Here is an 18,990-nt window from a genome sequence, read left to right as displayed (position 1 = left end):
TGGTACTGCCAGGTGGCAAAGCCGTGCAGTGGCATCTGCGGCGCGAGCAGCTCGAGAGCTGGATCGAACCGGTCATTCGTCGCAGCTTTGCGCCCTGTCGCCGGGCTCTGCGCGATGCCCATATTCGTCCGGAAGAAATTGACGGAGTCGTGCTGGTCGGAGGCGCTACCCGTGTGCCCCTGTTGCGCCGCCTGGTCGCTGAACTGTTCGGACGGGAGCCGCTCTGTGATATCGATCCCGACCAGGTCGTCGCTCTGGGCGCCGCCATCCAGGCCGACGCCCTCGTCGGCAATCAGAGCGACGGTCTGCTCCTCATGGATGTGCTGCCCCTGTCCTTGGGGCTGGAAACCATGGGGGGCTTGGTGGAGAAGATCATTCCGCGCAACACCCCTATCCCGGTTGCCAAGGCACAGGAGTTCACGACCTTCAAAGACGGGCAGACGGCGATGAGCATCCACGTTCTGCAGGGAGAGCGGGAGAAGGTGGAAGACAACCGGTCTCTTGCCCGCTTCAGTCTGCGCGGCATCCCGCCAATGGCCGCCGGTGCGGCACGGATACGCGTCACCTTTCAGGTGGATGCAGATGGTCTGTTGGCGGTGAGTGCAGAAGAGGCGAGCACCGGCGTACGCGCCGAGGTGCAGGTCAAACCATCCTATGGTCTGGACGATGCGGCGATTACCCGCATGTTGCGGGAGGCCATCGCCCATGGCAAAGAGGACATCGAACAACGGCGCCTCGCCGAGGCCCGGGTTGAGGGCGAGCGCGTCCGGGAGGCACTGGACTCGGCCCTGGCCCAGGATGGCAGTCTGTTGCAGCCTGACGAACGCGCCCGGATTGACGCGGCGCGGGCCGAGTTGCTGCATGCTCTGGGCAGTGATTCTGCCGCCGCGATCGATCATGCCGCCGGGGCGGTCGAAAAGGCAGCCGAGGTGCTCGTCGAGCGGCGCATGAATCAAGCCGTGCGCAAAGCGATGGCGGGCCATTCCATCGACGAGTGGAGCGAGAAATGACGAAAATCCGCTTTTTACCCCATGCCGAAATCTGCCCGGAAGGTCGGGAGATCGAAGCTACGCCCGGCGAAAGCATCATCGAGGCGGCGCTGCGCAATGACCTGCATATCGAGCATGCCTGCGAGATGTCCTGTGCCTGTACCACCTGCCACGTGATTGTGCGTGAGGGCTTTGACAGCCTGGAACCCGCCGAGGAAAAAGAAGAGGATCTGCTCGATCGCGCCTGGGGGCTGGAACCCTGCTCGCGCCTGAGTTGTCAGGCCAAGGTGGCGGAGACCGATCTGCTCATCGAGATCCCCAAGTACACCATCAACCTGGAAAAGGAGCGTCACTGATGCGTTGGACCGACACGCAAGAAATCGCTATCTCGCTGGACGAGGCGCATCCAGACGCCGATGTGCAGCACCTGCGCTTTACCGATCTGCACCGCTGGGTGGTGGAACTTCCTGATTTTGAAGATAATCCGGAGGCATCCAACGAGCGTATCCTGGAGGCTATCCAGATGGCCTGGCTGTCCGAGCGCGACTGAGGACGCCTAGTGTCGCGGGTGGTGGTCGCCCTGTCGGGCGGAGTCGATTCCGCCGTGGCCGCTGCTTTATTGCAGGAGGCTGGCCACGATCTTTTGGGCGTGACCATGCGGCTGTGGCCGAAAAGCCGCTGCTGCGACGAGAAAGACATCGAAGACGCCGCCGAGCTCTGTGCTCAGCTCGGCATTCCCTATCAGGTGCTCGATTACCGGGAGCGCTTTCGTAGCGAAATCGTCGATCCCTTCATCGCTGCCTATCAGGAGGGCCGCACGCCCAATCCCTGTACTCGCTGTAATCAGGTCCTGAAATTTTCCGCTCTCTGGCAGGAGGCAGACGCGCTCGGCGCAGATTACCTGGCAACGGGTCATTATGTGCGTCAAGTTAGCTCTGCGGCGGCGGAAATCTGGCGTGGCGTCGATGAACGCAAAGATCAGTCCTATTTTCTCTATGCGATCGAGCGGGCGTTGTTGCCGCGCTTGCTCTTTCCCCTTGGTGCCTTACGCAAAGAGGAAGTGCGCGCCATCGCCAAAGCGCGTGCGTTGCCGGTGGCGGGCAAGCAGGACTCCCAGGATGTCTGCTTTGTTGCCGGCGACTATCGCAGCTTCTTGCGGGAACAGGGGGTGTCCGGGCGCCCGGGGAATATCGTCAATCTGCAAGGCGAGACCCTCGGTACCCACGATGGCGTCATCAACTTTACCGTCGGTCAACGGCGGGGGATTGGTGGTGGTAGTGCGGTGCCTCTGTATGTCCTCGCGGTAGATGCAGGCCGTGACCAGGTACGTGTAGGACCCGCGGAATACTTGTATCAGGACCAGTTGCGTATCCACGAGTGCAATTGGCTTGCTGATTGCGCCCCGGGGCGGGAAGAGCGGGTTACCGTCAAACTGCGCTACGCCGCGCCGCCCGTCGCTGCGACCCTGCGCCTGGGGCAGGGCGGAGAAGCCACTTTGCTCCTCGACGCAGCGCAGCGCGCGGTTACGCCCGGGCAAGCGGCAGTCTGTTACCAGGACGAGCGCCTGCTGGGTGGGGGCATCATTGCGGAGTTTGGCATATCTGTCGATTCTGCGTCAGAATGATTGCTTCCACGGGAGCGTTGTTATGGCTGAGGAAAGTAACGAGCAGCAAATCTTTCGGATCCTCGTAGTAGAGGATGAAGAAGGCATCCAGCAGCTCCTTCGCCTGACCCTGCAGAAGCATGGCTTTGCAGTGTCCTGTGCAGGAAGCGTCGAGGCAGCCGAGGACCTTCTCCATGATCCAGTGCCGCATCTGATCATTCTCGACTGGATGCTCCCCGGGGAAAGCGGCATTGCCTGGTGTCGCAATCTCCGGCGGCGGGACAAGCTACAAGGTGTCCCCATCATTTTGCTTACCGCCCGTGGGGAAGAGGGCGATCGTGTGCATGGCCTGGAATCCGGCGCCGATGATTATCTCGCCAAGCCCTTCTCGCCACGGGAGCTGGTGGCGCGAGTGCAGGCCCTGTTGCGCCGCAGCTACGGTGGCCTTAGCCCCAATCGGGTACAGATTGGCGAACTCAGTATCGATGTCAAGGCACATCGCGTTACCCTGAACGGCCGCCATGTGCCAATGGGGCCCACGGAGTTCCGTATGCTGCGTCTCTTTGTCACCAATCCCGACCGGGTGTACAGCCGTGATGCCCTGCTCGATCTCATCTGGGGGCGTCAGACCTATATCGAAGAGCGTACAGTAGATGTGCATATCCGTCGCTTGCGCCGCTGCCTCGAAAAAGTCCACTACGCCCACATCATCGAAACGGTGCGCGGAGAAGGCTATCGCTGCAATCCCCTGCCACAAAGCCCAGAACTCGCCAGCGAAGCGCCATGAACCATCTGCGCGCCTGGGTTCCCGCCCTGCTGCCTCTGGCGATGCTCCTGGCGTGGAACTTTCTCGGGGCACCTAGTACTTCTCTTATCTCTTTTTTTTGGGCGTCCGTCGTCTTTTATGCCCTCTGGGTGGGCTGGCACCGACAAGAGGCCCTGCGTTTTCGCGTCTGGTTTCGGGAGAAAACGACCCGAATCCCGCCGGTGAGCAGCGGCATCTGGGAAGAAACCTTTGCCGAGGGCTATCACTGGCGGCGGCATCAGGAAATCCGCCAGCAGCAGCTCAATCAGCAGATCATGCAACTTCGCGACGCCTTGCAGACCTTGCCCGACGGGCTGGTATTGATGGATGAAGAAGGACGCCTGTTGTGGATGAATCCGGCCGCGGTCGAACTGTTCCACCTGCACTGGCCGGAGGATTTGGGCAAGCCGCTGTCTTTCTGGCTCCGCTTGCCGCACATCCAGGAGTTTCTTGGTGGCGCCGGCCCTGGCAATCTCTCCTTGCAGTTTCCGGATCGGCCGGAGGCGGTTTTTGAGGCATTACGCTATCCCCTGGGAGACGCAGGGACCCTGGTCCTGTTTCGCGACGTCTCCCGCCTGCGGCAGCTGGAACAGGTGCGGCAAGATTTTGTCGCCAACGTATCCCACGAGTTGCGAAGTCCGTTGACGGTGATTCGGGGTTTTCTCGAAAATCTTCTCGATGGCCCCCTGGGGCAGGACGAAGAGGTGGGGCCACAGCTGCGTCTTATGGAGGAGCAGGGTAAACGGATGCAGTCGCTGGTCGAAGATCTGCTGTCTCTGGCCCGAATCGAAAGTGCCGAGCCCGATCCACAGCGCTGTGAAACGGTTTTTGTCGCGCAGATGGTGGAGCGCGCACGGGAAAACCTGATGACATCGATCGAGGAAAAACGACTTTCCTTGCACCTGGACCTGGAGTTTGGTCTGGCGCTCTGGGCCGAACCGCTGGATATTCACAGCATCGTCCAGAATCTCCTGGAGAACGCTGTGAAGTACACGCCGCCAGGTCGCGATATCCATGTGCGTTGGCTGGCGGAGGATGGTCGGCTGATGTTGAGCGTGCGTGATACTGGTGATGGCATACCGCGCGAACATCTGCAGCGCGTCACCGAGCGTTTTTACCGGGTGGACAAAGGGCGCTCTCGGCGGGTAGGGGGCACCGGTCTGGGACTCTCCATCGTTCGCCACACCGCGGAGCGGTACGCTGGTAGCCTGCGCGTGCGTAGCGAGGTGGGAAAAGGCTCAGAATTTACCGTCTTGTTCCCTATGGAACTCGCGCGGCGTGGGAACTACTGGCAAGACGATGAGGAAGCGCATGTCATTAAAGTGTCATAATTGTCCGGTATACTGCTGGGCAGGATCGGTCTCGGGGAGCTATTTGTGACGGAAAATGCGAAAATTGCGGTGCGCAATCTCGATTTTTACTACGGCGACAACAAATCCTTGAAAGGCATTAATCTGGATCTGCCAGGGAACCAGGTAACCGCCTTCATCGGTCCATCAGGCTGTGGTAAGTCCACCCTGTTGCGGGTTTTTAATCGCATGTACTCGCTCTATCCAGGGCAGCGGGCGACCGGGCAGGTGCTGCTCGATGGTGAGGACATCCTCTCCCCCAGCTACAATGTGAATCTGCTGCGTGCCCGGGTAGGTATGGTGTTCCAAAAACCCACCCCATTCCCGATGTCCATTTACGACAATATCTCTTTTGGCATCAAGCTCTACGAGAAGCTTCGCAAGGTGGAGCTCGACGAGCGGGTAGAGCAGGCCTTACGGCAGGCGGCGCTTTGGGATGAAGTCAAAGACAACCTCAAGAAGAGTGGTCTCAGCCTTTCGGGTGGCCAGCAGCAACGCCTGTGCATCGCCCGCGCCGTGGCTGTGCGCCCCGAGGTCATCCTTCTCGACGAACCCACCTCGGCACTGGATCCAATTGCGACGCTGAAAATCGAGGAACTGGTGGCAGAATTGCGCGAGCATTTCACTCTGCTTATCGTGACGCACAATATGCAGCAGGCAGCGCGAGTCTCTGATTATACTGCGTTTATGTATCTCGGCGAGATGGTCGAGTACGGCCCCACGCAGCAATTGTTCACCAATCCGCAGAAAAAGCAGACGGAAGATTACATTACCGGTCGGTATGGCTGAGGAGGTTCCTTGCTATGAATTCAGATCCCCATGTTTCGCAGCGCTTTGATGACGAACTTCATGCAGTGCATGAGCTCGTACACCGCATGGCGGGCGTCGTCGAAGAGCAGATGCGCAACGCCTTGACGGCGCTATTGCAGCAGGACGAGTCACTGGCCAATGAAGTCATCGGTGGTGACAACGTCGTCAACGGCTATGAGCTGCGCATCGAAGAGGAGTGCATCAACATCCTGGTTCGGCGTCAGCCAGCGGCTGGTGACCTACGTTTGGTAATGACCCTGATCAAGTCCATTGCCGACCTCGAACGGATCGGTGACAAAGCGGTAAAGATCGCCAGCATGGCGCTGTCGATGCAACGCAGCAGTGCCAGTATCAATAGTCGTTTTCTGCGGGATATCAAAACCATGGGGGACTATGCCCTGGGGATGTTCCGCCGCGCCATGGACGCCCTGGCCAATGGTGATGCGGATGCTGCCCTGGAGATCGCCAAGGGTGACGAGGAGCTCAATCAGGAATACCGCGCTGCGTTGCGTCGCCTGATCACCTATATGATGGAAGATCCGCGCACCATCACCCCGGCTATCGACGCCCTCTTCGTGGCCAAGGCTTTGGAGCGCGTGGGTGATCATGCGCGTAACCTCTGCGAGTATGTCATCTACCTTGTCAAAGGCGTCAACGTCCGTCATATTCCCTTGGAGGAAGTTCGCCAACAGTTTCAGGATTGAATCTCATGCCCAGTGACGACAGTCTGCCGCAGCAAAATCTTCTGGCCGCCGTTGACCTGGGCTCCAACTCTTTCCACATGGTCATTGCCGAAGAGGTGGGTAGCGAGCTGCGCCTGCTTGATCGCCTGCGCGAAGGCGTACGTCTGGCAGAGGGGTTACGTCCAGACGGTGGACTGCGATCCGAGGTTGCAGATCGTGCCATCGACTGCCTGCAACGCTTTGGGCAGCGGCTGCGTTCCGTGCCCCGGGACCGCATTCGCGTCATTGGCACTAATACCCTACGGATGTTGCGCGACGCCGATGACTTCCTTGCCAAAATCGAAACGGCCCTCGGCGTACCCGTAGAAATCGTTGCCGGACGGGAAGAGGCGCGCCTCATTTATCTGGGGGTAGCACACAGTCTGGCGCTTGCCCCGGAGGAGCGGCGGCTGGTCGTCGATATTGGCGGTGGCAGCACAGAGATTATTGCGGGGCGAGGCTTCAGCCCTGGCATCCGGGAAAGCCTGCATTTTGGTTGCGTGCGTTCGACGCAGGAATATTTCCCTGACGAAAAAATCAGCCGCGATGCCTATGCCGCTCTGCAGCGGCGCGTACGCTTGGCCCTTGAGCCTGTGCTTGGAGAGTATCGCCGCTTTGGCTGGGATCAGGCTGTTGGTTCTTCCGGTACCATCAAGGCGATTGCTCGCATTCTCCAAGAAAATGGCCGAGGTCCGCGGATCACGGCGGTGGGATTGCGTTGGCTGCAAGAGGAACTGCTCTCCCTGGGCAGCTTCCGCGCCCTTTCCCGCTTGGCAGGTTTGAAGGGCGATCGGGTACCCGTTTTCCCTGGCGGCCTCGCCATTCTGTCGGCAGTTTTCGACTCTTTTCAGTTGCAGGAGATGCGCTTTTCCGAGGGCGCTTTGCGGGAAGGCGCGATCTACGATCTACTGGGCCGGATCCATCACGAGGATAGCCGGGAACTCAGCGTACGGGGGCTGCAAGAGCGCTTTCATAGCCAGCGCGAACGGAATGCCGAGGTCCTGGAATGGGCCAAACGGATACTTGCTGCCACCGGGAGGGACTGGGAGCTCGGTAACCTTCATCAACGCTGGCTACGTTGGGCAATTCTGACCCACGACATTGGCCTGGACATCGCCCATTCGGGCTTTCACAAACATGGTGAATATATCTGGCGCAACGGCGACATCGCGGGGTTTTCCCAGCGCGAGCAGAACCTGATTGCCACCCTGGTTCGCCTGCAGCGAAAAAAGCTACCCAGTGGCGTCCAATTGCAGAGTTTCGGTATCGCGGCAGAGGATCTCCCTGCCCTGCAAAAGCTCGCGATCATCCTGCGCCTTGCCATTCTGCTCCAGCGCGGGGCGGGGGAGCTTGTGACCAAGCCGGAAGTGATGGTCATGGGCAAGACCCTGCAGCTGCAATTTGCCGACGACTGGCAACGGCAGGCGCCGCTCCTGCGCGCCGAGCTAGAGCAGGAAAGGGATCAGTTGGCTCCTGAATTCCAACTCCTTTTTTGATATTTCACATACGGCTTGGAACTCCTCAACTGGCTGTTCGCCCATCTTGGCTACACCCCCGTAACTCTGGCGGATGTCAGCGAATTCTTGCGGCGCTATGGCTACGGAATTCTTTTTTTGGGGACACTGTTCGAAGGCGAGGCCGTGGTGGTGATCGCCGGTGCCCTGGCCCACGCCGGAATTTTGTCCTGGCCAGGAGTAGTGCTGGTCGCCTGGGCTGGCAGCACTCTCAATGATCAGATTCTGTACCTGCTGGGCTATCGCTATGGGGAGCGTCTCATTTCCTGGCTGCCGAGGTTTTTGCGAAGCCACATTGGCCGTGCCGAGGGCCTGATTCGCCGCTTCGGTGACGGGATCACGCTGTTGTTTCGCTTCATCTATGGTACCCGTACCATCACTCCCATCCTCCTCGGCGTGCATCGCTACCATCCGCGCCGGTATCTATGGATAAATCCGATAGCGGCCCTGCTTTGGGCCATTCTCATCAGCGCTGCCGGTTATCTCCTGGCCGCCTCGCTCCCCCTCATCCTCCGCGAGTTACGCTATGTGCAGATTGGATTTCTGATCCTGCTCGTGATGGTCGTGGCATATTTCGTCTGGCGGCAGCGCGGCAGGGGGCGCGATGAGTGATTGTCCAGTGTGGGAGGACTGGGAATGGACGATCTTGGATGATGATTAGCGAAGGGGTCTCCGGGAGATCGCGGGATAACTGGGAGCGAATGCACTCTGGGCTCATTACGCGCCTGCCACAGCTATTCTTCGGGTTTCATCCAGGTAATAGTTTCCGGGAGGAAGTGCGCGACTCCCTCCAGCACACCAGCGGCATAGTTCCCATTCATATCTAGGAAGTCGCCCTTTGCGATATACAGGGTATCGGACAGATCCGATGTAAATGCCAAGCGCTGTGCCTCTTCCTGAACCTCTGGATGGGCATTGGCCACTAATATGGAGGGGATATGGCTTCCTAAAACCTCTAGGTCGTTGCCCGAGTCACCAGCAAAAACGGTTCTGTCAGCGGGATAGTTGTGTTGCTGTTGCAGAAATTCTATCGCATGAAGTTTGCTTGCACCGCATGGAACGATATCCAGCAGGCGGGAATCAGCCAGTTCGTCTATTGACCAGATTAACCGGGCGTTTACGCCCAGCGCCCAAAGCCGGCGCAGCACTTCCTCTTCAATCGGTGCACGCGACACATCTGGGGCCATCTCATAGCTAACCTTGAACATCCCTTGCTGGGCCACTGGCTGCAGAGTCATGTCAGTGATATCGCTCAATGCCCCAACAATGTCCCCATGCATCATCCCTTGCCACTCTGGGGCAATCCTCGTAATCCAATGATCCCACTGACGCCACCGTCCATCGGCAAAGGTATAAATACTGGTCCCCACATCACCGATAATGAAACTTGGTGTTGGCAGTTGCCAATCATGAATGGCTTTGAGTACCAGATCCAGATGACGCCCGGTGACCATGGCCAACTGCACTGCAGGTTGGGCGCAAAGATGCCGAAAACGCGGCCGAGCCTGCGGACTTTCCAGTTGATAGCCATTGGGAATTAGGGTCCGGTCCAAGTCACAACAGAGCAAAATTGGCTGAATCTCTTCCGCTGCTTTGTTCATGATCTTCGTCTCCTGCTGGGTACGCGGGTTATTTTTTCAACTTCCCCCTATTCCTGCCTCTTCGAGAAAATGGTAGTGTGCGACCGCTTCCATGACCCCTAACAAGCCATCAGCGTGACAGGAATAGACGCTCTCTTGTAGCAAGTCCTGCTGGAACTCTTTGCCTAATTGGGCAGAGAGAATATTCCCGCCCAATAAGTCGAGATCCGCCTGGGAGCTACCAACAACCAAGATATGATCGAGAGGAATGTCGTGCCGACCAGCGACATGGCGAATGGCGAAACCGAGAGAGGCCCGTTGCGGAACGACCAGAAATTCTTGTGGGGTTACCTGAATTACCCGACTAGGAATGTCTTGTAAGTGCAGTTGGTCTTCCACAGCCGCCGTGCCGGGAAAGGCATCTTCATCAACAATATAAGCGTGTACGGTATAGTTTCCCTGACTGCTTCTGCCCGCCAAACGCAGACCGGGTGTCTCCGCCAGCAGATCGTAGACCCGATCGCTCTGCCAATTTACCGCAATGTGGCGACTCCAAGCCTGATCACGAGTCAGGTCCGTACCATAATGAATGTAGGTACCCGCGCTGCTGATGAGTATATCAGGGATACCTCGCTGCGGCGGCTTGATGAGGGCCAGAAGCTCGACCAGGGGGCGCATGGTGACTAAGCCCAGAGCTATTTTTTGCTGTTTCAATGGCAGCCTAGCCGCTAATTGCTCCAGCAGGCCGGGTTCTTGATCTAGGAGACGGGCACCCAGAATGAGCCAACGATTGGCGGTAACGCGCTGCTTTTCCAGGGGTTGGGTGTTGCGTGCCGTTGGCGCAATAAGCGGGCACTCGTTGATTGCCGAAAGGTATTTTTCAACATGAGCCGGCCAAGTATACCGTTGGCGCACACAAGCGATACCATTTTTTGAGAAACGTCGGCGAGTCGTTGCGTCGTTCAGGATGCTGAGCAACTTGTTGCTGATTTCAGGAATATCCAATGGATTGACCAACACGCCATTATCGCAGTTGCTGACGATGTCTTTGGGTCCGCCGTTTTCAGTGGCCAGGATCGGTAAGCCGCAAGCCGCTGCTTCGATCAGTGTTAGACCAAACGGCTCCGTCAAGGCGGGGTTGATAAACACCCCTCCTAAACTCGCTGCCCAACGATAGAGATCAGGTACGTCGTCGGGTTGGTGATGGCGAGGATAGGCAACCTTTCCATAGAGGTCATAGCTATCAATCAAGAGTAGAATTTCTGTCAGTATTTGTCGTTGGCTCGTTGGCATGTCGCGAATGTCATCCCGGTTGCCGGCGACAATCACGAGGTTACTGCGTGCCCGCAAATCCGAATTCAGGCCAAAGGCATGAATCAAGCTGGCAATGTTTTTCTTCTCGTCCGGACGAGATATCGCAAGAATTGGTGGCCAGTTGGGATCCTGCAAAAAGCGATTTATCTCATTGACTATTGGCGGTGCGGGGCGGGAGATTGGACTAAATCGAGAAAGATCTACCCCCGGAGGTATCACTCGCATGCGTGTTACATTAGTCCGATCATACATCCCATATTGGCTGTCGATTTCATCTTGCGTGCTCGCTATTATCAAAGAAGCGGTAGAAAGAATTTCTTCTTCTGTCCGAATCCGCTGGGACAGATGGTATTTTTCTTCTAGAACGGTCTCAGATTCTCCAAGGGCCAGGATATGTCGGCGCTTTACTCTGCCTAGAGAGTGTGCTGTGTGTACTAGAGGAACGCCAAGCTGTAACGTCAGACGCATTCCTACATAACCAGCATCGGCATAGTGGCTGTGTATGATATCAGGAAATTTCTCTTGTTTTCGCAGGCATTCTATGGCGTGGTCGCTGAAACTATCCAAGTAAGGCCAAAGAGCCTCTTTTGGCAGATATTCGTCAGGTCCAGCCGGCAGCCGAATGATGCGCGCGTTGGGGAGCTCTGGAAGATATTCTTCTTCTTGGTTGTATTCATTATCTATTGCGGGATCGTTGATTCGGCGGGTAAGAAGATCGACTCTGCTAATTTTTGGATGTGTTGCCAAAGCACGCAGTAATTCTACTACGTAGAGCACCTGACCGCCGGTATCCGCATCACGGCCCAGTTCGAGGCTATGCCCGCGGATCAGCCCGTGCACACTGATTAGTACCAGGTAGAGGGATTTCAGGGGATTTTCTCGAGGATCCTCTGTTTGCGATGTCTGTACCCAAGTATTCGAGAGTGATGGAATCATATCTACTCACCTTTGTTGTTCGAACATGGCTCGTCTATACCAAAACGCAGCGGAAGTTCGGGATCATCCAAGAGATGGCGAGCGAGGAGGAAGCCCGCGGCACTCCATACTTGCCTGATGTTGGAGCGTCGACCTACCAGACGACCCAAGCGGCCGTCGTAATACTCGGGCCATTGGTTGGCCATTAAGCGTTTTTCGGCAATATCCCAGGCTTTTTCCGCAAGATCTCTCCGCCCAACCTTGAGCATTGCCGCTGCCAACGGCCAGATTAGAACGGGCCAATGCCCCCCGTTGTGGTAAGACCAAGGGATGTTTTTCGGATCTGAACCGGTGATCAAGCGCCATTCATCCCCCTCGATAGCTGGATATATCAGCTTCATCGGCATGCGGCCAATGAGTTCCATCCAATGCTGTTCAATAAGATTGGCTAAGGCCTTGGATTGGCTTGGTGTTGCCATGCCGGTCGCTAGCATCAGCAGATTTCCTTGGGCAAAGAAGCGAAAATCCATTCGCCCAGGCCCCAGGTTGCCAACGAAGTAGCCGGCATCGTCGGGAAGCCAGTCCTGTACCCACAGGGGGATCGATTCGGGATGAATATTGAAGAGATTCTCAACATTTTCACCCAGCATTTCTGTCTCAAATCGATAAATCCGATTGAGCACATCCATGTCCAACCAAAAATATTGTTGCACGTATGTTCGCAAGATTTCTTGGCGGCGCAGCGCCATATTTATCAACCATTGATTCCCAGAGTCAGGAAGCAATAGAGAAACGCTGCGCAAGGTGCTATCGAACAAGACCTGAATTTCGAGAGGATGACCATGCACGCCCATGCGCCGATCAATCATGAAAGAGCCATCGGGAACGGGTAGCGTCGGAAAAACCTCGAACCGGCTCTGCAGACATAAACTCAGGATCATCCGCAGCATCCGCTGAATTTCTGGCCCGTGTGCAAAGTCTGCATCACCTGTATACAGCGTATAGGCCCGCAGCAGTATCGCCCACCACATCATGGAGTCTACGGGTGCGACACGCCCGATCGCTCGATCACCAAAGTCGGCGATAATTTCCTCGTCGCCCCGATTATTTTGCTGAATTCGAAAGGAAGCTGGTAACACTCCTGGGGCTATTTGTTGCCCTTCGAGATCTTCTTGTTGACCACGGAGTTGCATGATGAGGTGCAAGAACGCTCGTACCACGTCACTACGACCTTCCAGCAGCATGATCAATCCTATGGGAAAGAAGTCGCGTACGAAACAATCAGAGTAATTTGCTGCTGGTGCATTGGGATCGATGCTAGCTGCGGTACCCACCAATTGCCCACGGTAAAAAACGCCTGCTTCCTCGATCAATCGATAAGCATCGTCAAGGGGGGGGCTGCTACGCGCATAGCGGGGACGAGGGAAACAGGGGGTAGTCTGAGCCACGAACTCTTTTTCCTCCTGGGTTGCGAGGGTTGGATATAAGCGATTTATCTATTCAGTATAGCCTTAGCTGCCCGCAGCTCCCAACCCGGCTTCTACATCGTCCCCGCCCGCATGCGGAGACGCAAAGGGACGTCGGACGCGCTTGGTCAACGCCGATTCTGCTTCGACCGTCCAAGCAAAAGTGCTCGATACCTCCTATGCTGTGCAGCGTCTCTACATAAGATCCTGGTAAAACTCGTCTGGGTTACGAGGTAATGCGCCAGTTAGGGTGCACACTCGTGCTGCCAAGTCACTTGCAGCTCGCAGGGCCTGCGCAACTGGGCGCCCCCGGATCTTTGCGTGAATCCAAGCGGCGCTGAAGGCGTCTCCCGCCCCAACGGTATCCTGAATGGGTACTTGCGGTGCACGGCTTTGCCAGAGATTGGCACCATCCCAATGGATTGCCCCCTCTGCTCCTCGTGTCACTAACACCTCTGCTATGGAAAAGTGCTTCGCCAGCGCTGCTACTGCGCCTTGCAAACTGTCGCCCGCCAGGAAAAATTCGCGTCGCAGAATATCGAGCTCCTCCTGATTGCACTTTAGAACAGACGCTCCCTGTATAGCTCCGCCAGAAAGTTCGGCTCCCAGTTACCCGCACGCAAATTGATGTCAACAAATCGCCATGCGGCTTGCGCAGCCAGGTGCCGCCAAGTAGATCTACCGGGACCATCTTCGCGGAAGGCAAGGCTGCCGTGATACAGCCAGAAGGGTTGATTTTTGATGGATTCTTGTAACTCTCCGTCCCAGGCAATCGCGTCATACGCCTGCTGAGGCAATATCTCAAAACGATGCTCACCACCTCCCAGATCATGGACAAGCACCCTGCCAGTCGGCAATGTCGCATCTTCCTGCAATACTGCATGCATATCCGGGCAACGCTGGAGATATTGGCGGATTTCTGCGGCAGCAGGATCCTGTCCTACCCTGCTGATAAAGCCGGGACGATCTCCAAGTGACCAGAGGTGGCAGGCGACGTTGAAGGGAGCACCACCAACTCGCCGGAAATCGCCGAAATCGTCTATCAGGCATTCCCCCACAATCCAACCGACGGATGGGATCTCGTTCATGCGCGCTCCATATTGGTTTGTTCCATATGTATCTGGGCGATCTGTTCGGGCTGCAAGCGATGTCCACTGAGCCAGCCTAATAATATACCTCCTAACGCCATGATCGACAGAATTGGATAGCCAATGGCTGCGACCAACGGCCCTCCGAGAAAGGTGCCCAGCACCGTGGCTATGGCGCCACTGGCGTTGAACAAGCCCATGGCAGATCCCTGACTAAAGGGTGTCAAACGCGCAGTCAAAGTCATCCCGGCTATGCTCTGTAATGGCCAGGCGAGAATGATCAACGCAAAACCGAGGAGCGCAATCATTGTTTTCGGGATTGGCAAATAGAATATGCTCAATAGTAATAAAAACCCTACAAAACGAAGCGCTAAGGACCACCGGTATACTCGGCCCGCGCCATATCTTCCGGCAAGCCGCGCGCCGACGGTATAGAGTACCAGCGCAATCGCTGCGGTGATGGCGTAGGTGCTGGAGGTGATGGCTGGGGCAACGTGATAGGCATGCTGCATAGCCACGGGAAAATAAGCAAAAAATGCTGCCACACCAAATGCCACGACGAACCAGGAAAACAGGAAACGACCAAAGCGACTACCGAATGCTTCCGAGAGGCGTTGCAGACCGGGCAGTGAGAGATGATGGGAAAAACGCGATATTCCTCCAGCAAGAAGCTCTGGTCTGCCAAAGACGGCGAGGAAACGCCAATCCAGCTCGCGCCGCATCCGCACCCCAACCTGTGCTTTCCAGTCGATCTCAGACCTTTTGGGAAGCCCTTTGGCTCCGAGCCAAAGGGCGGGAAGAATGATGGCCGCCGAACAAAGCAATCCCACGGTGAAGTTTGCCACGAACATTCCTGCGGCCAGGAGCCCAAGCACCTGCCCCGATCCATTTAGTGTCTGTAGCCAGCCGAGACGAGGTTCCCAATCACTTTGCGGATCAAACTCCACGACAAAGAGGCTCGCCATGGTGGCAACTGCGGAGGTGCCGACGCCAGCGAGGAACGACAGACCGGTCCAGGGGAGGATCCCGGGGACAAAAGGCATGATCGCCAGGGCCGCGCCCAGTCCCAGGAATCCTGCTGCGAAAATCGGACGGTGGAGGCGATGACGGTCGGCGAGTACTCCCCACAAGGGCGAGGTCAGGAGACCGAGGTTAAATCCCCCCATCACGTAGGCTACCCAGCTAAGATGATGGGTGAGTCCCACAATCATCAGCGGAAGCAAAATCGGTAACAGGCCGGAAGAAACTGCGCCAAGAAGCGCGTACGCCAGAAACCAGATGGAGATCCACCGCCTTGGCTCGCCCAGCACTCGATAGAGACGATCCATTCGTTCTTCCATCAACCGCACACGCTGAATGACCCATTCTTCCCGAAGGTTGCGCTGTTTGGCTTGCATCGCGTCGGTCATGGTACCCTCCTCACCTTGGGCGAGCCGATAACGTGGCCGGATGGCCTATAAGTTGTTTGAATGGCCTGCGGCGTTTTAGTTCCGGCGACGCGCAAACTGGGGTGGTCCCAGTACCTGCCGCGCGGACTTCGGTTCGATACTGTGAGGATTCCGGAAGCGTCCGGGCAAATCCCTGGTGTTTCTGGTCCCGACCGAAGTGATGGAACGGCAACGCAAGGAGTTACAGAGTAATGTTGCACCTGAAAATTGCAGCCGACCTGCGTTCCAGGATCTCGGCAAAGCTGAGATATCCCGGTTTCCGTTCCCTAGCAGACAGGACAGGCCGCCAATACATTGCCGCTCAGCAGCTTTTTTGGTATAACGCGCCGCAGGCCCGCAGAGGGCCAATTCACACATCGATCCGCACCTGCTGCCGGGTGTCCCCAGGGATGGCAGACAGGGGGTCGGTGGCGGCTATCAACCCAAGTCTCAGGAGTTTTTCATGACCAGTCCTTCCGTAAGCATGCGCGCTCTTCTCGAAGCGGGTGTTCATTTTGGGCATCAGTCCCGTTATTGGCATCCCAAGATGGCGCCGTTCATCTTTGGCGAGCGCAACCGAATCCATATCATCAACCTCGAACACACCCTGCCGATGCTGCGCACCGCTCTGAACTTTCTCGAGCAGTTGTCGCGCAAGCACGGACGGGTACTGTTCGTAGGTACCAAACGCCAAGCCCGCGACGTGATCGCCGAAGAGGCGAAACGCTGTGGCGCCTTCTATGTCAATCAACGTTGGCTCGGGGGCACCCTTACCAATTTTAAGACCATTCGCCAATCCCTGCGGCGCATGGAAGAGCTCGAGCAGATGCGCAGTGATGGCACCATTGAAAAGCTCACCAAAAAAGAAGCCCTCGACCTGCAGCGTGAATTGGAAAAGCTGGAGCGTAGCCTGGGTGGTATCAAGGACATGACCGGCGTGCCGGATGCAATCTTTGTCATTGATGTTGGCCACGAGAATATTGCCGTTGCCGAAGCCAAGAAGCTGGGGGTGCCAGTGATCGGCGTGGTGGACAGCAACTGTAATCCGGAGCTGATTGATTATCCCATCCCTGGCAATGACGACGCTGGTCGTGCCATCCGCCTGTATGCGAGTCTGGCTGCCGATGCCATCCTGGCCGGACGCCGAGGGGTGGAGAGTGATCTGCTCGACGAATTTGTCGAAGTCGATGAAGATGTCATCGAGATTGATGCCGACTGATCTTTTTCTTTGCAGAATTAAGGGGTAAGAGATGGCCATTACGGCACAGCAAGTCAAGGAACTACGGGAGCGTACCGGTGCGGGCATGATGGAATGCAAGACCGTGCTGAGCGAAGCCGAGGGGAATATGGATGCCGCCATCGATCTGTTGCGCAAGCGCGGTTTGGCCAAGGCCGACAAAAAGGCGGGTCGGGTTGCGGCAGAAGGCGTGGTTACCGTGGCGAGTAGCTCCGATCAACGCAAGGCGGTCATTGTCGAGCTGAACTGCGAGACCGATTTCGTCGCCAAGAACGACGACTTTGTTGCCTTTGCCCGGCGTTGTGCAGAAACCGCTCTGGCCCAGGCTGCAGCCCTGGAAGATCTGGCGGCTGGCGAGATCGAAGAGACCCGCAAGAGCCTGGTCAGCAAGCTGGGCGAAAACATTGCCCTGCGCCGGGTGCAACACATGAGCGTCGATTCCGGTCGGATTGGAACGTATCAGCATGGCAGCCGCATTGGCGTGCTGGTCGCCATCGCGGGGGATGCCTCGGAAGAGCTCGGGCGCGACCTGGCCATGCATGTGGCAGCTTCCCGTCCCGAGGTGGTGAGGCCGGAAGACGTGTCAGCCGAGCGGGTTGCCAAGGAAAAGGAAATTCTCATTGCCCAGGCGGCAGACTCTGGCAAACCACGGGAGATCATCGAGAAGATGGTTTCCGGGCGGATGAGCAAATTCCTCAACGAGATTGCTCTGACCGGTCAACCCTTTGTCAAGAATCCTGACCAGACGGTTGGCGATCTGCTCAAGGCAGCCGGCAATGCCACGGTGCTGGAGTTCGCCCGCTTCGAGGTCGGCGAAGGCATCGAGAAGGCGCCCACGGCGGACTTTGCCAGCGAGGTCATGGCCCAGGTTCGGGGTAGCTGATGGAGGCCCCGCTGCGATACCAAAGGGTTCTGCTCAAACTGAGTGGCGAGGCCCTGATGGGCGACGGCCAGTATGGCGTCGATCGTGCGGTAGTGCAGCGGATGGCTTCCGAAATCAAAGAGGTAGCCGACGCTGGCGTGCAAGTGGCGGTAGTCATCGGCGGTGGTAATATCTTTCGCGGCATGGCGAAAGCTGCAGAAGGCATGGATCGGGCGACGGCGGATTATATGGGTATGCTCGCCACGGTTATGAATGCTCTGGCCGTGCAGGATGCCCTGGAACATCTGGGTCTGCCAACGCGGGTGCAATCGGCCCTGCATATCGAACAGGTTGCCGAGCCATATATCCGCCGACGCGCCATTCGCCATCTGGAAAAAGGGCGGGTGGTCATTTTTGCTGCTGGCACCGGCAATCCTTTCTTTACCACCGATACCGCAGCCAGCCTGCGCGCCGTGGAAATCAATGCGGAGCTGGTACTCAAGGGCACCAAGGTGGATGGTATCTACACCGATGATCCCGTCAGCAACCCTGATGCTATGCGTTACCGCGAACTGAGCTTTGATCAGGTATTGGAACAGGGCTTACAGGTAATGGATGCAACGGCAATTACCTTGTGTCGTGATAATGATATGCCCATAGTGGTCTTCTCCATGAACAAGGCTGGCGCCTTGTTGCGCGTTTTGCAGGGAGAGGAAGAGGGCACCACGGTACGGAGTGCAGTATCATGAGTATTGCAGAAACGAAAAAGGACGCGGAAACGCGGATGAAAAAGAGCATTGAGTCGCTCAAGACCGAGCTCTCCCGGCTGCGCACCGGGCGCGCCAATGCAGCGCTTCTGGATGCTGTAGAGGTGGATTACTATGGCAGTCCGACGCCCTTGTCGCAGGTGGCTTCGGTAAGCGTGGCCGACGCCCGCTCCTTGGTGGTGACGCCTTGGGAGAAGAATTTGATTCCCAAGATCGATAAGGCGATTCGTGATGCCGGCCTGGGACTCAACCCCGTTGCCGGGTCGGACAATGTGCGGGTGCCGCTGCCACCGCTGTCCGAGGAGCGGCGCAAGGAAATGGCCAAGATCGTGCGGGCGGAGGGCGAGGGAGCGCGCGTCGCCATTCGCAACATCCGTCGGGATGCCATTACCCAGATTAAGAATCTTCTCAAAGACAAACTGATTTCTGAAGATGAAGAGCGGCGGGCAGAGGAAGAGTTTCAAAAGCTCACTGACCGCTTCATTGATGAGGTCGAGGGCGTGATCGAGGCAAAAGAATCGGACCTGATGGAGGTCTGAGTC

Annotated in this window: 20 protein-coding genes; 14 read left to right on the top strand and 6 right to left on the bottom strand. The window is 57.0% G+C overall.

The window, feature by feature from the left end:
- The 10 genes from AC2VNM_RS06545 to AC2VNM_RS06500 all read left to right on the top strand — a co-directional run.
- On the top strand, positions 1 to 1,010 hold a 1,010-nt coding region (locus AC2VNM_RS06545), incomplete at its 5' end, for an Hsp70 family protein (RefSeq protein WP_486913043.1).
- Positions 1,007 to 1,345 (top strand): ISC system 2Fe-2S type ferredoxin, encoded by a 339-nt coding sequence (fdx, locus tag AC2VNM_RS06540; RefSeq protein ID WP_483165396.1) that lies wholly within the window; start codon positions 1,007 to 1,009, stop codon positions 1,343 to 1,345. The genes AC2VNM_RS06545 and fdx, both read left to right, overlap by 4 nt.
- A complete protein-coding gene (iscX, locus tag AC2VNM_RS06535) occupies positions 1,345 to 1,539 on the top strand; it encodes a Fe-S cluster assembly protein IscX (RefSeq protein ID WP_483165397.1) in 195 nt (64 codons plus the stop codon). Before fdx ends, iscX begins: the two co-directional genes overlap by 1 nt.
- Positions 1,540 to 1,548: 9 nt before the next feature.
- Positions 1,549 to 2,613: a tRNA 2-thiouridine(34) synthase MnmA gene (gene mnmA / locus AC2VNM_RS06530; RefSeq protein ID WP_483189844.1), complete on the top strand. Its 1,065-nt coding sequence runs from the start codon at positions 1,549 to 1,551 to the stop codon at positions 2,611 to 2,613.
- Between the two features lie 22 nt (positions 2,614 to 2,635).
- A complete protein-coding gene (phoB, locus tag AC2VNM_RS06525; protein ID WP_483165399.1) occupies positions 2,636 to 3,379 on the top strand; it encodes a phosphate regulon transcriptional regulator PhoB in 744 nt (247 codons plus the stop codon).
- A complete protein-coding gene (gene phoR / locus AC2VNM_RS06520) occupies positions 3,376 to 4,728 on the top strand; it encodes a phosphate regulon sensor histidine kinase PhoR (protein WP_483165400.1) in 1,353 nt (450 codons plus the stop codon). The genes phoB and phoR overlap by 4 nt, the downstream gene beginning before the upstream one ends.
- A 45-nt stretch (positions 4,729 to 4,773) precedes the next feature.
- On the top strand, positions 4,774 to 5,535 hold the full coding sequence (pstB, locus tag AC2VNM_RS06515) for a phosphate ABC transporter ATP-binding protein PstB (RefSeq protein ID WP_215871073.1): 762 nt from the start codon (positions 4,774 to 4,776) through the stop codon (positions 5,533 to 5,535).
- Positions 5,536 to 5,549: 14 nt separating this feature from the next.
- Entirely contained in the window at positions 5,550 to 6,260 is a 711-nt protein-coding gene (gene phoU, locus AC2VNM_RS06510) for a phosphate signaling complex protein PhoU (protein WP_483165401.1), read from the top strand.
- Positions 6,261 to 6,265: 5 nt separating this feature from the next.
- Complete coding sequence (locus AC2VNM_RS06505) at positions 6,266 to 7,774, top strand: Ppx/GppA phosphatase family protein (protein ID WP_483165402.1); 1,509 nt, start codon at positions 6,266 to 6,268, stop codon at positions 7,772 to 7,774.
- A 15-nt stretch (positions 7,775 to 7,789) separates the two neighbouring features.
- Entirely contained in the window at positions 7,790 to 8,404 is a 615-nt protein-coding gene (locus AC2VNM_RS06500; protein WP_483165403.1) for a DedA family protein, read from the top strand.
- Between the two features lie 122 nt (positions 8,405 to 8,526).
- On the opposite strand, the gene AC2VNM_RS06495 is transcribed toward AC2VNM_RS06500, so the two are convergent.
- The 6 genes from AC2VNM_RS06495 to AC2VNM_RS06470 form a co-directional block, all read right to left on the bottom strand.
- A complete protein-coding gene (locus tag AC2VNM_RS06495; protein WP_483165404.1) occupies positions 8,527 to 9,393 on the bottom strand; it encodes an HAD-IIB family hydrolase in 867 nt (288 codons plus the stop codon).
- Positions 9,394 to 9,429: 36 nt separating this feature from the next.
- Positions 9,430 to 11,622: an HAD family hydrolase gene (locus AC2VNM_RS06490; RefSeq protein WP_483165405.1), complete on the bottom strand. Its 2,193-nt coding sequence runs from the start codon at positions 11,620 to 11,622 to the stop codon at positions 9,430 to 9,432.
- A 2-nt stretch (positions 11,623 to 11,624) separates the two neighbouring features.
- Complete coding sequence (locus AC2VNM_RS06485; protein ID WP_483190168.1) at positions 11,625 to 13,049, bottom strand: glycoside hydrolase 100 family protein; 1,425 nt, start codon at positions 13,047 to 13,049, stop codon at positions 11,625 to 11,627.
- 213 nt (positions 13,050 to 13,262) lie between these two features.
- Positions 13,263 to 13,601, bottom strand: a complete 339-nt coding sequence (locus tag AC2VNM_RS06480; protein WP_486913046.1) for a carbohydrate kinase family protein — start codon at positions 13,599 to 13,601, stop codon at positions 13,263 to 13,265.
- 26 nt (positions 13,602 to 13,627) lie between these two features.
- Positions 13,628 to 14,155 (bottom strand): PfkB family carbohydrate kinase, encoded by a 528-nt coding sequence (locus tag AC2VNM_RS06475; protein WP_486913042.1) that lies wholly within the window; start codon positions 14,153 to 14,155, stop codon positions 13,628 to 13,630.
- Complete coding sequence (locus AC2VNM_RS06470; RefSeq protein ID WP_483165408.1) at positions 14,152 to 15,564, bottom strand: MFS transporter; 1,413 nt, start codon at positions 15,562 to 15,564, stop codon at positions 14,152 to 14,154. The genes AC2VNM_RS06475 and AC2VNM_RS06470 overlap by 4 nt, the downstream gene beginning before the upstream one ends.
- 481 nt (positions 15,565 to 16,045) lie before the next feature.
- Here AC2VNM_RS06470 and rpsB point away from each other — a divergent pair, with 481 nt between their 5' ends.
- Genes rpsB through frr form a run of 4 tightly spaced genes read left to right on the top strand, consistent with a single transcriptional unit; the run spans position 16,046 to position 18,987 of the window.
- Complete coding sequence (gene rpsB / locus AC2VNM_RS06465) at positions 16,046 to 16,801, top strand: 30S ribosomal protein S2 (protein WP_483165409.1); 756 nt, start codon at positions 16,046 to 16,048, stop codon at positions 16,799 to 16,801.
- Between the two features lie 31 nt (positions 16,802 to 16,832).
- Positions 16,833 to 17,702: a translation elongation factor Ts gene (tsf, locus tag AC2VNM_RS06460; protein ID WP_483165410.1), complete on the top strand. Its 870-nt coding sequence runs from the start codon at positions 16,833 to 16,835 to the stop codon at positions 17,700 to 17,702.
- Positions 17,702 to 18,430, top strand: a complete 729-nt coding sequence (gene pyrH / locus AC2VNM_RS06455; RefSeq protein ID WP_483165411.1) for a UMP kinase — start codon at positions 17,702 to 17,704, stop codon at positions 18,428 to 18,430. The genes tsf and pyrH overlap by 1 nt, the downstream gene beginning before the upstream one ends.
- The gene (frr, locus tag AC2VNM_RS06450; RefSeq protein WP_483167233.1) at positions 18,427 to 18,987 is read left to right on the top strand and encodes a ribosome recycling factor; all 561 of its coding nucleotides are present in this window, start codon (positions 18,427 to 18,429) and stop codon (positions 18,985 to 18,987) included. Before pyrH ends, frr begins: the two co-directional genes overlap by 4 nt.
- Positions 18,988 to 18,990 lie beyond the last annotated feature (3 nt).

This window comes from Acidithiobacillus sp. TH-A67 (assembly GCF_057473545.1).
Note: the sequence above shows the minus strand (reverse complement) of the source record. Positions and strands in the feature narration are given on the sequence as shown.